The organism is Paenibacillus sp. Root52 (assembly GCF_001426865.1).
Lineage (GTDB): Bacteria > Bacillota > Bacilli > Paenibacillales > Paenibacillaceae > Paenibacillus.
Map to the genome: position 1 here is coordinate 535,338 of NZ_LMFO01000001.1, position 15,327 is coordinate 550,664.

General features: G+C 41.8%; 13 protein-coding genes. 9 read left to right on the forward strand and 4 right to left on the reverse strand.

The window, feature by feature from the left end:
- The first annotated feature begins 106 nt into the window (after nt 1-106).
- A complete protein-coding gene (locus ASD24_RS02305; RefSeq protein WP_056690910.1) occupies nt 107-1,729 on the forward strand; it encodes a helix-turn-helix domain-containing protein in 1,623 nt (540 codons plus the stop codon).
- A gap of 22 nt (nt 1,730-1,751) precedes the next feature.
- The gene (locus ASD24_RS02310) at nt 1,752-3,497 is read left to right on the forward strand and encodes a cache domain-containing sensor histidine kinase (RefSeq protein ID WP_056690914.1); all 1,746 of its coding nucleotides are present in this window, start codon (nt 1,752-1,754) and stop codon (nt 3,495-3,497) included.
- A 96-nt stretch (nt 3,498-3,593) separates the two neighbouring features.
- Here the strand turns inward: ASD24_RS02310 and ASD24_RS02315 are convergent, their stop codons facing one another.
- The 3 genes from ASD24_RS02315 to ASD24_RS02325 all read right to left on the reverse strand — a co-directional run bounded on the left by ASD24_RS02315 (nt 3,594) and on the right by ASD24_RS02325 (nt 7,087).
- The gene (locus ASD24_RS02315) at nt 3,594-4,484 is read right to left on the reverse strand and encodes a carbohydrate ABC transporter permease (protein WP_056690918.1); all 891 of its coding nucleotides are present in this window, start codon (nt 4,482-4,484) and stop codon (nt 3,594-3,596) included.
- A 15-nt stretch (nt 4,485-4,499) separates the two neighbouring features.
- Nucleotides 4,500-5,390 (reverse strand): ABC transporter permease, encoded by an 891-nt coding sequence (locus ASD24_RS02320; protein ID WP_056690921.1) that lies wholly within the window; start codon nt 5,388-5,390, stop codon nt 4,500-4,502.
- Nucleotides 5,391-5,482: 92 nt separating this feature from the next.
- Nucleotides 5,483-7,087 (reverse strand): extracellular solute-binding protein, encoded by a 1,605-nt coding sequence (locus tag ASD24_RS02325; protein ID WP_056690925.1) that lies wholly within the window; start codon nt 7,085-7,087, stop codon nt 5,483-5,485.
- Between the two features lie 494 nt (nt 7,088-7,581).
- On the opposite strand from ASD24_RS02325, the gene ASD24_RS02330 reads away from it, so the two are divergent.
- The 6 genes from ASD24_RS02330 to ASD24_RS02355 all read left to right on the forward strand — a co-directional run bounded on the left by ASD24_RS02330 (nt 7,582) and on the right by ASD24_RS02355 (nt 12,975).
- Nucleotides 7,582-8,469: a TetR/AcrR family transcriptional regulator gene (locus ASD24_RS02330; RefSeq protein ID WP_056692496.1), complete on the forward strand. Its 888-nt coding sequence runs from the start codon at nt 7,582-7,584 to the stop codon at nt 8,467-8,469.
- Between the two features lie 205 nt (nt 8,470-8,674).
- Nucleotides 8,675-9,904, forward strand: coding sequence for a cytochrome P450 (locus ASD24_RS02335; RefSeq protein WP_056690928.1), 1,230 nt, complete (start codon nt 8,675-8,677; stop codon nt 9,902-9,904).
- Nucleotides 9,905-10,102: 198 nt separating this feature from the next.
- Nucleotides 10,103-10,546: an Hsp20/alpha crystallin family protein gene (locus ASD24_RS02340; protein ID WP_056690931.1), complete on the forward strand. Its 444-nt coding sequence runs from the start codon at nt 10,103-10,105 to the stop codon at nt 10,544-10,546.
- A 208-nt stretch (nt 10,547-10,754) separates the two neighbouring features.
- Complete coding sequence (locus ASD24_RS02345; RefSeq protein WP_056690934.1) at nt 10,755-11,468, forward strand: ABC transporter ATP-binding protein; 714 nt, start codon at nt 10,755-10,757, stop codon at nt 11,466-11,468.
- Nucleotides 11,465-12,214 (forward strand): ABC transporter permease, encoded by a 750-nt coding sequence (locus ASD24_RS02350; protein ID WP_056690938.1) that lies wholly within the window; start codon nt 11,465-11,467, stop codon nt 12,212-12,214. Before ASD24_RS02345 ends, ASD24_RS02350 begins: the two co-directional genes overlap by 4 nt.
- The gene (locus tag ASD24_RS02355) at nt 12,211-12,975 is read left to right on the forward strand and encodes an ABC transporter permease (protein ID WP_056690940.1); all 765 of its coding nucleotides are present in this window, start codon (nt 12,211-12,213) and stop codon (nt 12,973-12,975) included. The genes ASD24_RS02350 and ASD24_RS02355 overlap by 4 nt, the downstream gene beginning before the upstream one ends.
- A gap of 46 nt (nt 12,976-13,021) precedes the next feature.
- On the opposite strand, the gene ASD24_RS02360 is transcribed toward ASD24_RS02355, so the two are convergent.
- Nucleotides 13,022-13,834, reverse strand: a complete 813-nt coding sequence (locus ASD24_RS02360; RefSeq protein WP_235540283.1) for an AraC family transcriptional regulator — start codon at nt 13,832-13,834, stop codon at nt 13,022-13,024.
- A 244-nt stretch (nt 13,835-14,078) separates the two neighbouring features.
- Here ASD24_RS02360 and ASD24_RS02365 point away from each other — a divergent pair, with 244 nt between their 5' ends.
- Entirely contained in the window at nt 14,079-15,230 is a 1,152-nt protein-coding gene (locus tag ASD24_RS02365; protein WP_056690944.1) for a Gfo/Idh/MocA family protein, read from the forward strand.
- Nucleotides 15,231-15,327 lie beyond the last annotated feature (97 nt).

Below are 15,327 nucleotides of genomic sequence, written 5' to 3' on the forward strand. Positions count from 1 at the left end.
TCGTTGTCTAAGCAATGATAGAATAGCTACAGATTGACGCACATTTTTCATTCATCTTCAGAGTAGTATGGTGTATCCATTGAAACATACCGATTGGAGGATTCTTATGTATAAACTGATGATCGTAGATGACGAGTTACTCATGCGAGTTGGAATCCGTTCTATGCTCAACTGGGAGGAGTTCGGATATAATGTGGTTGGTGAGGCGGGGAATGGCAAGGAAGCCTTGGAGCTTGCTTTGGAAGTTTCGCCTGATTTAATCATTACGGATATTAAAATGCCTGTTATGGATGGTTTAAAGCTGATCCAAGAGGCATCTTGTGTACTCAAAACATGTAAGTATGTCATACTCAGTAATTTTGACGAATTTCATTATGTGAAAGAAGCACTGAAGCTTGGTGCAGCAGATTATTTAATCAAGAGTGAGATTAGTGAAACATCTCTCATTGAACTTCTGACCAGCATTACCCAGAAGCTACAAAGTGAGCAAATTAACCCAGCTAACGTATCGTCTGTGTCACTTGATTATTCCAAGAGCTTGAGGCACTTGAAGGATAGCTTCTTCCAAGATATTGTAAGCGGATTCATATGTGAGAAGGAAGTCGCATCCAAAGCGGAAGAACTGCAATTTCGTATCAGATCGGATCAATTGGTCGTGATCAAGTTCTTCGTTAATTATTACGAGAAAGCGAAGAAAAAGTATATCGAGAAGGGGGAGAAATTACTTCGATTTTCACTTCTGAATATTATGGAAGAGATCATCCCATCCAAATGGGAGAAGGAGATTTTTGTGGAAAGCTCCTCTGAATATTGGATTATCGTCAATGTACATCCTGAGACTGGCTCGATCTACGATGATCTGAATAAGTTATGCTCTAAACTTTTAACCTCTGTAAAGGATTTTATGAATCTATCACTCACAGCAGCTGTAAGTACTATCGTTCCTGACTTCCGTTACATTAGAAAGGCATGTGAAGAAGCAGAATTCGCTCTAGATCAAGGTTTCTTCATGGGCAGCAACCAGGTGCTGCACTATAATGATGTGCTTCAAGCCCCGGCTCGGCAAGAGGTAGATGAAATGTTAAGCACGGAGCAGGAACGAGATTTTCTCAAATTGTGGGTAAGCAAGGACTACAACAGCGCGAAGGATTTCATTGAAGCAATAAGATCAAATCTGGAGGCGCAACAAGCAAATGAGACCAGTGTACGGAAGCAATATATTTTACTGATGGAAACGATACACTCGCATCTGTCTCGTGGGACAGAACGAGGTAAACGTAACGTTACAGAGAAATCACCTTATGAAATTGTACTCAAAGGAGAGTGTTGGGAAGATATTCATCAAGATATGTTGGAGCACATCGCTTATTATTTCAGGAACAATTCTCAGGACATGCAGGAACATACCCATGCAGACGTCGCGATCGAGATCATCAACAAGTATTATGCGGAGGACATTTCACTCCAAGGCGTAGCGAATCAAATTAATGTTAATCCATCATATCTAAGTCGATTGTTCAAGCAGGAAAAGGGGGAGAACTTTATCGCATATTTAACGCGAGTTCGTATGGAACATGCGAAGAATTACCTTTTGAGCAAAGAGCTAAGGGTGTATGAAATCGCAGAAAAGGTAGGTTACCATAACTACACGTATTTCAGTAAAATTTTCAAAAGATCTGTAGGGCATACCCCTGAAGAATATCGAGATCTACAGCAGGAATCCTTGTAAACCATGAATAGAGGTGCATCCGATGAAGCAAGTCCGATTCGTTCGAATCCAGCACAAAATCATGGTGATCTGTATAACGGTTATTATCCTTCCGGTACTTGTGATGACCATCAATTCCTATTATTCTTCTGAACGATTATTGACACAGAATTATACGAACGTGCTGAACGATCTATCCAAGCAGACCAATATTCGAATAGATGAGTTTCTAAAAGAAATCGAAAAAATTACACTCCTCGCGAGCAATGGACTTAGTAATGATCTATCTGCGACGCCTGAAGGCAGTTTTCCAATTCAAGACTTTCTTCGAAATAGTGATGAGCAGCGAGAGATTGCAGCATACAATATTCTGATGAACTATATTATGATGAAGGATCGCGTATTCTCCATCTATCTCTATAACCTGAACGGAGGACAAGATCTGTTTGTCAGTCCTCACCAGCCTATTGATCCAAACTACAAAGTAGCGAACGAATTGTGGTTCAAAAGGTTCTTGCATAGGAATGATCGAACCATCACCTTGACTACCCGAATTGATGAGCAATTGGAGAACAAAATCTTAGCAGTCTCACATGCGCGGAAAATTCATGATGTCTCTACGGGCAAACTGCTTGGTGTAATCGTCGTTAGCATTGATATTAAATTTATTGAAATCGTTAATCGTAACTTGCAGGAGGGGCTGCGCTCCAGATTCATGATCGTAGATGAGGACGATAAGATTGTATATAACGTGGATGAACGCTTGATTGGTACGTTGTTTCGGGGAAACGTGCGTCCACCTGAAGCATTAAATGTTGTAGTGACCAGTCCTTTAAGTCAGCAAAAATGGACAAGTTATCTCTACATGCCGTTGGATGAGTTGACTGCTGACGGTAAAATATTAGGTCGTAACTTAGTAACACTCGCCATCGTGATGTTCCTTTTTGCAGCCGTGTTATCCGTATTTCTATCCCATGTTATTACAACACCAATCAAGAGACTTCTGCGGAATATCTCACTTGTAGAAAAAGGGCAGTTTGAACAAGTCGAGCATATTCGCTCTCGTGATGAGATTGGACATCTATCGGTACGGTTCAATAAGATGTCGCATGAATTAAAACGTATGGTTGAGCGGATGCAGCAAGAAGAAATGGAGAAGGCTCAAGCCGAGATGCGTGCGCTTCATGCCCAGATTAATCCTCATTTCTTATACAATACACTTGGGTCGGTGAAATGGATCGCCTCCATGCAGCAGGCTGACAAAATCGTAGAAATGACAGATGCATTAATCTCCATGCTCCGCTATGCCACAAGATCGGATGAAACCCTAGTCACCATCCGTGAGGAGTTAGATAATATTATGAACTATGTGACCATTCAGAATGTGAGATACTATGGTTGCATTCAGATGAACTATGAGATTGAGGATCGACTACTGGACTACCGGATGCCGAAAATGATTCTACAGCCCATAGTTGAAAATGCGATCTTTCACGGTCTTGCCGAAATCGAAGATGATGGCATCATAACGATACGGATTCAAACGAAGGGCAGCGATATTACGATCGAGGTTTGTGATAATGGAGTAGGTATGGAAGATCATACAATACAAAATTTATTGGATGAGAAGCCGAGAGTATGCGATGGGACGAAAGGAATCGGAGTTCATAATGTGCAGCGGCGTATTCAGCTTCATTTTGGAAAGTCCTACGGGATCCAAGTAGATAGTAAAGTAGGAGAGGGGGCGATTTTTACCATTTTGTTGCCTGGCATTTCAGATATCAAGTAGTTATGCAACATTCAGCAAAAGGACTTGCAGTTCAGCCTGCAAGTCCTTTTCATATCGTTAAAGCCATAGAGTGCACGGAATGAATGAATCAATGGGTTATCCTTTGACACTACCCAGTACCAATCCTTTAGTAAAGTACTTCTGTAGAAATGGATATACAAGCAGGATCGGTATAGCACCTAAGAACATTTGAGCAGCGCGTCCAGTTCTTGCATTCATCATGGATAAGAGTTGGGTATAATCCGATCCAGATTTCAACATGATCTGTTCAAAGCTCTGCAAGAGGGTCTGTAAGTAGCTTTGTAATGGATAATTGGCTGGATTGTTCATATAGATAATGCCATCAAACCAAGAGTTCCAATGGGCGACGATACTGAATAAGCCTACTGTTGCAAGGGCAGGTTTGAGGAGTGGAAGCAAAATACGGAGTAAGACTTGTACAGGCCCAGCTCCATCAATAATTGCGGATTCCTCGATCTCTTCGGGTAAGCCTCTAATGAAATTCATAAGAATAATCATACTGAATACGGGGAGAGCACCTGGCAGGATCAGTGACCAGATCGAATCAATGAGTCCCATTTTGACGACTACAAGATACGTTGGAATTAACCCTCCATTAAATAACATGGTGACGATGAAAAACCCCATATAGATATTGCGACCCATCACTTTGTCCTTCGACTTGGATAACGGATAGGCAGTGAGCACAATTAATATCAGATTCACTAGCGTTCCGAGTATCGTTCGTTTAACGGCGATCCAGAGAGAGGAAAAAAATGCTCCACCCGTTAGGGCAAACTCATATGCTTTGGTATTGAATTCGACGGGCCAGAATGTAACAGTACCTGCAGATACAGCCGAACTACTACTGAACGATACGGCCAGCAAGTTGATAAATGGGAGGATACAGAGTAGAGAGATGACCAGCAATATCGTATAGTTCACAATATGAAACAGACGCCTGCTCAAACTTTTATCATAGACCATAATGAGAGTTCCTCCTTAGAAGATACGATAGCCGGCTACCCTGTATGCCAGAATGTACGAGACAGCAACCAGAATACTGGAGATGATGGATTTGAATAATCCGACGGCTGTACCAATCGAATACTGAGCCTGCTGAATACCTAGTCGGTATACATAGGTGTCAATAATATCTCCCGTCTGATAGACGACAGGGGAGTATAGGTTATAGATTTGGTCGAATCCAGCATTGAGTACATTACCGAGGGATAATACAGTCATCAAAACAATGGTTGGCATGAGCAGGGGAAGTGTGATGTAGATCGTTTGCTTCCATCGTTTGGCACCATCAATCACTGCGGCTTCATATAATCCTGGGTCAATGCTCGTAAGAGCAGCTAAGTATACGACCGTTCCGAACCCGAAGCCTTTCCAGATGTCACTCACAATCATCGTCCACGGAAAGAGAGAGGGTGTGCCAAGAAAGGAAATAGGCTGAATCCCGAATACACCAAGGAATGTATTAACGATGCCGTTGGCACTAAGGATATCGAGCATGATGCCGGCCATGATGACCCAGGATAAGAAATTTGGGATATATACGAGGGTTTGAAATGTACGTTTGACTCCACTATGGAGCACCTCGTTAAGCAGTAATGCGAAGATAACAGGGACGACGATCCCACCAACAATTTTGAACGCGGACATGTACAATGTATTCCAGATCGTTCTTATGAAGTTCGGCTGATTAAATATGTGTGCAAAGTTGTCCCATCCAACCCAAGGTGAGTTGAAACCTAGGCCAGGATTGTATTTCTGAAATGCAATAATAAGCCCATAAAAAGGGATATAGCTGAAAATAAACACCAAGACCAGACTCGGGATCAACATGAGATGGTAGGGACTCTGCTGTTTCCATTTTCGCAGCATTTCAATTCCTCCGTTCTAGATGTGTTTCCGTTGTAACCGCTATCAAAAAAGGGGGTGAGACGATGCTCATCCCCTCACTGCAACCGTACGTTTTATTTGCCGTAGGTGTCATTGACAGCCTGAGTTGCTTCATCGCCTCCGGCAGCGCGCCAATTCTGAACAAGAACATCGAAATAATCAATATTTTCGCTACCCATAATAATCTTCGTGAAGCCTTCAGTCAGAATATCATCCAGTGTGGAGCCGTAGTTCGACAGTACTTCTGGTGAAACTCCCCACAGAGCTGTCTTGATATAGTTCTCGCTGTCTAACACTTTCTTGGCAAGACTATAGGCATTCTTAGGCGCTCCTTGCTGCAAATAGTCTCCGACAGATCCTGGCGTTGCATTCTCCATAAACTCCACACTGTTGTTGTATTTCTGCCACATGCCCGAAGTGGTTAATCCGCTAGTGTCTTTGGATTGAAGGGCTGCGGATACGGCTTCAAACTGCTCATAATCGGAGTTAGGATTAAGCACGCGGAATGCACCAACAACATGTGCAATATCGTTATCTAATAAGTCGGACAATGTTTCCTGAGATTCCTTACCACTGCCCTCGTCCACGATGTATGCGTAGTCGTTCAGAATTTTGATCACTTCTTGTGGATTAGCGAATCCTTTCTTCATGACAATATAATTGTTGTTAGCGAAGAAGATGGATTGCTTCGCTTCTTTTCCATCAATCGTAGGGATGAGATAAGGGTAGAAGATCGCGTCTTTTCCCAGATTGGATACCGTATCTACGCCAGGATTGTAACCCCACCATTGGTAAAAAGGCTGAATTCCCACTTTGCCTGCGACAATATCGGCATTCATTGCGTTAAAGTCTTTGATTGCGAACTCCGGATCAATGATCCCTTGTTTATACCATTCCGCCCAGTCAGCAAGTGCCTGCTTCATTTCGGGCTGGATTGAGCCATAAGTTAATTTTCCAGTGGAATCCTCGATCCACATATCGGGATGTGCGCCCCACGCAATTGCGAGTAGGTTCAAGTAATCTAGACTTTGGTCTACCGCGATCCCATAACCGCCATGCTTCTCCATAAACTTTAATGCGATCTCCTTGATGTCTCCCATGGAGGTAGGGTCTTTAATACCGAGTTCTTCTTTCCAATCGTTCCGAATCCAGACAAAATCGGGCTGTTCAATTAATCCCCAGTGCATCTGAGGTATACCGTACAATTTGCCATCCTTCTTCCCAGACTCGTAACTGTCCTTGTCCATTTCCATGTAACTTTTAACACGATCTGAAGCGTGCTGATCGAACACTTCGGTTAGATCCATTACCATGTCCGCTTCGACCAGCTGCTTCAATTGAGAAGGGTTAACTCTGAATACGTCAGGTAGATCATTGGAGGCGATCGCTAAATTCAATTTGGTATTGTACTCATCACTGACCCAGTCCGTTTTGACATTAATATTGAACTTTTCTTGGTAGCGCCGTATCCATACATTGTTGGTAATATCATCGCCCTGTGGATATTTCGCAGCCGTGTGTTCAGATGTTACGGTATGAATCGTTATGGTTCCTGAATCGCTGGTATCCGTGTCCGGATTCGTTGGATTTTGACCAACACCGCTATCGTTTGTACAAGCTGCGAGTAATACGGTCGACATGAGTAAAGACAACACGACAGATCTAGTTTTCTTGTTCATGTACTTTCCCCCTTGTTAGCGATAATAGAGTGAATGGTGCCTTGAAAATATTGTAATCGAGAACGAAATATCGGGATATAAACGTTATTGACGAAAAGCACTAAGTTATTTTACTTTATCAAATCACAGAGGAAAAGTGAATGGAAGGCATCTTGCACTTATTTTACTTGAGTCTGATCTTATTTTTACTTTCAAAGGCTAATAAACAATTAAATGAATATTTCAACATATGAAAAATTCACAATAATAAGACGCCATTCCGCTGATCATATTGAGCATACCCTACTTTCGCGCACGCCCCTTGAAAAACAACAAAAAGTAGCACATCTCACCGTTAAATACTACTTTTTTTTCAGTGAATACTCTGCACATTATAGTTGAAGGACAGATCAGTGAAACGGGTATATAATGGTGCTATAACTGAGGCCGGAGCGAAGACAAAGGTTTGTAATACATATAACTATTTTAAAATCAGACTTGGGGCGATTAGAGACATGAGTAGTCGTAAACAAAGTTTATTGGAGACAGCTCTTACACTTTTCATAGAGCATGGTTTTGCAAATACAACCATTCAGATGATCTTAGATCACTCAGGCGTTTCGAAAGGAACCTTCTATAAGTTCTTCAATTCGAAGGAAGATTGCTTGTATTCCATTCTGAATCAACGGATGCAAGAGGATATCTTAATTCGAAAAGAACTTGAGGACAAACATTATCACTCTGATTTTGATCTGCTCGTTGATCAGATTGCTATTCCCATGTCACTTCCTAGTAAAGAAAGAGTATGGGAATTATACTGGTCTGGGTTTTATTCCGGAGAGATTAACTCTACAAACCTAGCTACAGTGCAGCTAAAGTGGTTGTCTTCTAGATTAATTGAGGTATATGGACAGGAGATAAGTTTGTACGCGAGCGAAGGAGCTATTCTATGCTACGGCATATTACACCAGATTGCTAATGCATCGAGGAGTCTGAATACGGAGAAGCCAATTTGGGACGAAGTTGTGCCCAAAGTTTTGACGTATATTGAAGTGATATTAACAACAATGCAGCAAAAGAACGAACATATCTTTGACTATACGTCTCTAGCGCTTATCAATGAAGACAGTAATACAATCAATAACCGTGTCAATCTAGAAGCATGGTTGGAAGAGTTTGAGGAGTTCAATCGACTTGTACAAAACTCAAATGAATCATTAAAATTAAAACAACTGTCTAACGGACTGTTAACGTTACTAAAGGAGAAGGATGAGTTTAACACCTCCGTAATTGAAGTGGTGCTCAAAGCATTCCATAGCGAGCATAAATCTAGCCAATTTCAATCTGAAGCGAACAGACTTGTTCAATCCTGCTGGTGGTATTTAGAACAAATGCAAAAATGATGTTGCAATGAGGTTGGCAAATGCCAGCCTTTTTTATTTAGTCATTTTAGATGAAATATACTACTAGTATAATTATAAATCCTTATTTATAAGCGTTATTTCTTAATAATATACGAAAAATTGATATTAAATATACTAAGGGTATATAATTGGTTAAGTACGAATTTTCATGTGTATGAAGAATATTCTTGGAGGTGGATTACGAATGAGTAAAGAAGTTGTCTCAGTTCCAGCAATCACTCAGTTTAACACCAGATCTGAAGAATTCTTTCCACTAGAATGGTACAAAAAGATGCTAAACGACAATCCAATCTATTATCACGAGGAGACCGATTGTTGGAATGTTTTTCGATATGATGATGTGAAGAGGGTTCTTAGTGATCATGAGTTCTTTTCTGCCGAGGGGAATCGAACCATTTTAGAAGTAGGTGCCAAAAACAAAGAGGGAGCCATTCCTGAAAAAGTCAGCATTTCAAGTATGGATCCACCTCGTCATCAAAAGTATCGATCCCTGATGTCTGCTGCATTTACACCTCGTAGTCTGAAAAATTGGGAGCCGCGCATTCAACAAGTCATTAAGAATGTAGTAAATAACATAGAGAGTACCACAACAGTAGATATTGTTGAGTCTTATGCAAGTCCGATTCCTTCTATGGTAATGGCTGATTTGTTGGGAGTGCCGTTAGAGGATAGTCATCTGTTCAAAAAATGGGTAGATATTTTGTTCCAGCCATCCGACAACGGAGACCAAGAGCAGTTAGAGAAGAAGAAACAGACTGCAGCCAAAGAATACTTTCAACATATTTATCCAATCGTTGTTCGGAAGAGAATGAATCCTGCGGAGGACATTATATCTGACCTTCTGGCAGTAGAGGTGGATCATGAGAAATTTACAGACGACGAGGTTGTTCGAACAACGATGCTGTTACTTGGAGCAGGTATTGAAACAACAAGCCATATGATATCGAGCATGTTCTACTCCTTATTATATGACGATTCAACCTTGTACAAGCAATTGAGAGAAGAACCTAATCTGGTGCCTAACACCGTTGAAGAAATGCTCCGTTATCGTTTCCAGATCTCGAAGAGGCATCGTACCGTTAAGCAGGATAATGATGTATTAGGTGTTCAGCTGAAAAAGGGAGATCTAGTGATTGCATGGATGAGTGCAGCGAATATGGATGAACATATGTTTGAGCGACCTTTCGAACTTGATATTCATCGAAAAAATAATAAAAGAAATCTCACGTTTGGCATTGGCCCTCATTTCTGTTTAGGTGCTCCACTCGCCAGATTAGAGTTGAATATTGCATTAACCGCTTTTCTTGAAAGGTTTGCTGAGATCAGACCTGTGGAATCATTCAATTTAGAGGATAATCTAACCACTTCTGCACCTGGCCAAAGTCTGATTCGTTTACCCTTGCAAGTCATCTAAGAGAGAAATATCAGAGAAAGTCAGAAGGTCAAAAAAGGTCAAAAATTAAGAAAAAGGGATCTATTTTGGTATAACAGGCTATATTGCAAAAATATCGTTTATTTTCGTTTTTTTCGCATTTTGATGATCATTGATTAGTGGATTATAATCGTACATGTAAGCAACAACAAACCAATCATATTTAAGGAGATGATGTTTATGTTTGAGATGACTCCGTTTCGTAAACGAAATGAAGACCTGTTCGGACACATGCTGAAATCCTTCAATGATGTGTTTGACAATCCATGGGTATCTCACCTGGGCAACAGCAACCAGCCATTCCGAACCGATATTCGTGAAGACGAGGAAAAATATTGGATTGAGGCAGATCTTCCGGGAATCGCAAAACAAGATATTGATATTCAGGTTCAAGGCAATGAATTGATTATTCGAGCCAAACGTCATGATTTTCAAGAGCATAAGGATGATTCCAATCGTATTATCCGGCAGGAGCGCCGATCGGGTGAATTCCTTCGACGTTTCTATGTGGAACGAATTGATGAAGAGAATATCAAAGCCAGATTGGAAGATGGCGTGTTAAAGCTTGAAGTTCCGAAACGTTCAGGGGAAGAGAACAACCACAAGCGTATTCAGATTGATTAATATGACGATAACACTTACGAGAGATACTCCTTAAGTTACACAGTATGGATATCTGAAATTCGAATCAAATCCTCCATGGTCTCCCATGGGGGATTTTTTTATTTTGGAGAGCGTAAGCCAAAGTTAACCTAGAAGTAAACAGGTTGATCACCGAGATGTAACTTAGCCTCTATATAATGAAAGCCATAACAGAAAGGAAGTGTTGTAGTTGCTTACACTTAATAACGTAGTGAAACGTCGTGGGGCTCAAGAAATATTATCTGGTATTAGCTTCAAAGCGGAACCTGGTAGAGTAACGGGTTTTTTAGGTCCAAATGGGGCGGGTAAAAGTTCTACACTTCGCATCCTGCTCGGATTAGATCGCGCCACCTCAGGGAGCGCATTAATTAATGGGTTCCCATTCAGAGAATTACAGCATCCTCTAACAACGATAGGTGCTGCACTTGATGGATCAGGAGCTCATCGTATGCGAACAGGACGGGCACACTTGCGCTGGATTGCTCGTGCCGCAGGATTGTCGCTCGCACGTGTCGAGGAAGTTCTGGAAATTGTAGGTCTGACTCATGCAGCCGGTAAACGAGTAGGGAGTTACTCTCTTGGTATGGGGAAAAGACTGGGAATGGCAGCTGCGATACTTGGTGATCCGCAAATATTGGTATTGGATGAACCTGTGAACGGGCTCGATCCAGAGGGCATTCGCTGGATTCGGACATTCCTACGTGAACGTGCAGAGTCTGGAAATACGGTGTTACTATCAAGCCATCTCATGGGAGAGCTTGCAGAGACGGTTGATGATGTGGTGATTATTAAGAATGGAAAAATTGTTGCCGATGGAACATTGGAAGAAGTCATAGGCAACTATTCCACGCTAGAGGAGGCTTTTTTTGCCCTTACTACGGAACATGCAGGTGATATTGGATGAGAGCATTCAACGCGGAAATGTCTAAATTGTTCTCCCTTCCGAGCATCTGGCTTGCTTGCTTCATTGCTGCATTTGCCCCAGCAATCTTTGCTAGCTTGGATAGTCTAGCTGAAAAAAAGGATATAGTCGCTGGAGTTAGCACAAGGTTAGCCGAAGTTGGATATGGAGGATTAGGTTTTGGTGTACAAGGAGTCATCATCCTTGGTGTGCTTGCTGTAAGCAGTGAGTATTTCACAGAAAGCAGTGAATCTGGTGGGGGACGACAGATTACAATAAGTTTATCTGTAGTACCATCCCGGCTTTATTTTTTGCTGGCAAAGGCAGGCGCTGTGACAGCAATCAGTGTACTGCTCTGTACGATAGCTATTGTAACAACTATATTATCAACGGAGCTTATTCTTGGTGAATATGCTCCAGCATTTGAATGGTCCAGACTTATCGGTGCAGTTTGTTACTGGGTGTTCACTACGCTGATAGCTTTCGGGCTTACTCTTCTAACCAAGAATAGTATTATACCGCTCACTGTACTCATCATAAACTCATCTATTGTTTCATTTAGTATCTTGCTTGCCAAGGTTACACCATTAGCCGTCTATTTACCAGATCGTGCCGGCATTGATATGTTTATGTCTATGAGCGACAGATTTCACACTCCGCTCACAGGTGGCTTGGTTATGTTTACATGGGTAGTCGTTCTTATGACTGTTGCAGCTATTGTATTCCATAGGAGGGACGTTGCATCATGAATGTTTCTACTCATCGAAAGATCACAAGAATCCTTATTAGTGAGTTAGATAAATTAGTTTCACTACCATGGATATGGACTACTATTATAAGTTCACTCATAGCTAATTTATTTTTAGCAGCAGCTTTCACTTCTGCTTCTGCTGGCTTGCATGAGACAGTAGGGACACAAAGTACACTAGATATAGGACTTGCATCTATGGTATACCTTCAGGCAGGCTTCATTATTCTCGGTATCTTAGCTACTTGTTCGGAGTATACGGGTGGACAGATGCGAACGAGTTTGACTACCGTACCTTGGCGTGGTCTTCAATTGTCCATGAAGCATGTCGCATTGGGTATCATAACCATTCCTGCCGCATTTATTATTGTTTTATCTGGTGTACTATATCCTTTTATCATGATGAGAGACACTCCGGCAGTGGTTGAATTAGATGTAATCATAGGAACATTAGTAGGTGCAACAGGCTATCTAACATTAACCACACTTCTCAGTGCAGCGGTAGGTGCTATATTAAGAAGAACCACGTCTGCTATAGTGGTGCTACTTACTTATTATTTTATACTGAGTCCATTGTCGAGGGACTTTCTACCTCGTATTAGAGATTACTTTCCAGATACGGCAGGATTGTATATGTACATACCACCTTCCTCTGATGTAATCCATGGCCTTACTCCCATACAAGGAACAGGTATTTGCATGTTATGGACACTCACTTTGGTAATAGTAGCCACTATCTGTCATTGTAAGCGAGATGTCTAAGTTAAATCTCACTACCTCATTTTTTGAATTTAACGACCAGATATAGTTATTCCAGACGAAACGGATGATTGACCCATCTTTTGCGATACTGGTGGGGTGTGACGTCCATCTGTTCTTTGAATAATTTGCAGAAATACGATACATTGGTCAAGCCGATTTCCTCAGCAATGAGCGAGATCGGTTTGGTTGTCGTCGTTAATAAGCGAACAGACTGATGAATCCTACGAGTGGCAATATATTGAGAAATGCTGACTCCAGTAGCGTCTTTGAATAAATGAGAGAGGTGATAGGAAGACAAGTGCAACGATTGAGCTAACTCATCTAAACGAAAAGGAACATGATAATTTTTTTCGATCCAGCCTAAGATTCGCTCCACCTGATGGTTTTTGCGTTCGGTCGGAGAAATAGCAGAGTTAACCTCGAAGTCAGTCCATAACGGTTTGAGATGATGCAGGAAGTTCACCAGAAATAGTGAAATTTCTTCTAATCGATTCGACTCGTCCCAGTTGGACATTTGCTCTTGAAAGCTCCTGAATAAGTGAACCAACATATGCTGGTCGTTCAGATTATAGAAGCAAGGCGAGGAGAGTTTACCTACATAAATATGTCTGAAGAACGCATGTAAAATGGGCCATTTCTCGAAATAGGCTTCAAACATAGAGGGCTCAAAAATAGCCAAAGACCGTTCAAAACATTGATTGTTGGAGTAATCCAATTTCAGGTGGTGCAGCTGGTATGGCTGAAAAATGCAGAACATGCCCGGTTTAATTTCATAGCTCCGGTTATTAACGATCATCGTTCCACTTCCTTGGTGGATCAACAATAATTCGATGCCTAAGTGAGAATGAAATGTCTCCATATGCTCGTTATTTATGCTTTTGCGCCTATACCCGAAATGAAGGGTGCTCTCATTGAACTTGTACAGATCATATCGCATACCTCAACACCTCTCCCTATGGATTATTGTCCAGCATGTTTACTATAACGAAGCTCCCTGAAAACCGCAACATAGCGTTATTTTATCCACATCACAGGATTACAATAGACAGTGATCCTACGATACCATGATGATAAGAACATCGATGTTAAGAGGGGGAATTATGATGTTAAAGGTAGCCATTATCGGTACAGGGGCTATTTCCAACGCTCATATCAATAGTTATTTGCATTTTGGGGAGCGATGCGAGATTGTAGCGCTGTGTGATTTATATCCTGATAAGGCGGAAGCGAAAAAGAATGAATTTAATCTAAACGCCAAAATTGTTAGCGATTACAAAGAGCTGCTTCACGAGGGGATTGATCTGATCTCGATCTGTCTGCCTCCTTACGAACATGCGCCGATTGCCGTTGATTTTCTAAATGCGGGAAGTCATGTATTAGTTGAGAAGCCGATGGCATCTTCGCTTGAAGAGTGCGATCTAATGATTGAAGCCGCACAGAAGAGTGGCAAGGTGTTGTCGGTTGTGGCACAAAATCGATTCACGAATCCAATTATGAAACTGAAAAAGATGCTAGATACAGGGCTTGCGGGGTCGATCTTGCATGCGCAGGTGGATTCCTTCTGGTGGCGAGGTCATTGTTACTATGATCTCTGGTGGCGTGGTACGTGGGAGAAAGAGGGTGGCGGCTGTACGCTGAACCATGCGGTTCATCATATCGATGCTTTACTCTGGATGATGGGTCGGCCTGATCAGGTGCAGGCGTTCATGAGCAATGTCGCCCATGACAATGCTGAAGTCGAAGATATATCCATTGCGATGCTGCGTTATCCGAATGGAGCACTGGGACAAATAACGAGTTCGGTTGTGCATCATGGTGAAGAACAACAGTTTATCTTTCAAGGCCAACATGCACGAATCTCAGCTCCTTGGAAAATCACGGCTTCTTCTTCTAGAGCGAACGGATTTCCTGAGAAAAATGTGGAGCTGGAGGAGCAGATTCAAGAGGTTTATGATCGCCTGCCGAATTTATCCTACGAAGGACATACCGCTCAGATTGACAATGTCTTAACTGCAATTGAATCAGGGGAGCCGCCGCTAGTCGATGGAGTAAGTGGTCGCAGTACCCTGGAAATGATCACAGCGATTTATAAATCGGCAAGTACAGGTGAGAATGTTAGCTTGCCGCTTGTAGCAGGGGATCCTTTCTATACACGAGCCGGAGTTCAGCAACATGCAATCCATTTCTATGAGAAAAGCGGTCATGTTGAAAATTTCGTTGAACAACAGATAACTATTGGTAGAACAAAGGAATGATCCATTTAAACAAATCAACCCTATGATCATTTCAGATTCATTTCAGCTTACGCCATTAAACTTACTTCCAAGCAGAAGAAAACTTATTACGCTTGGA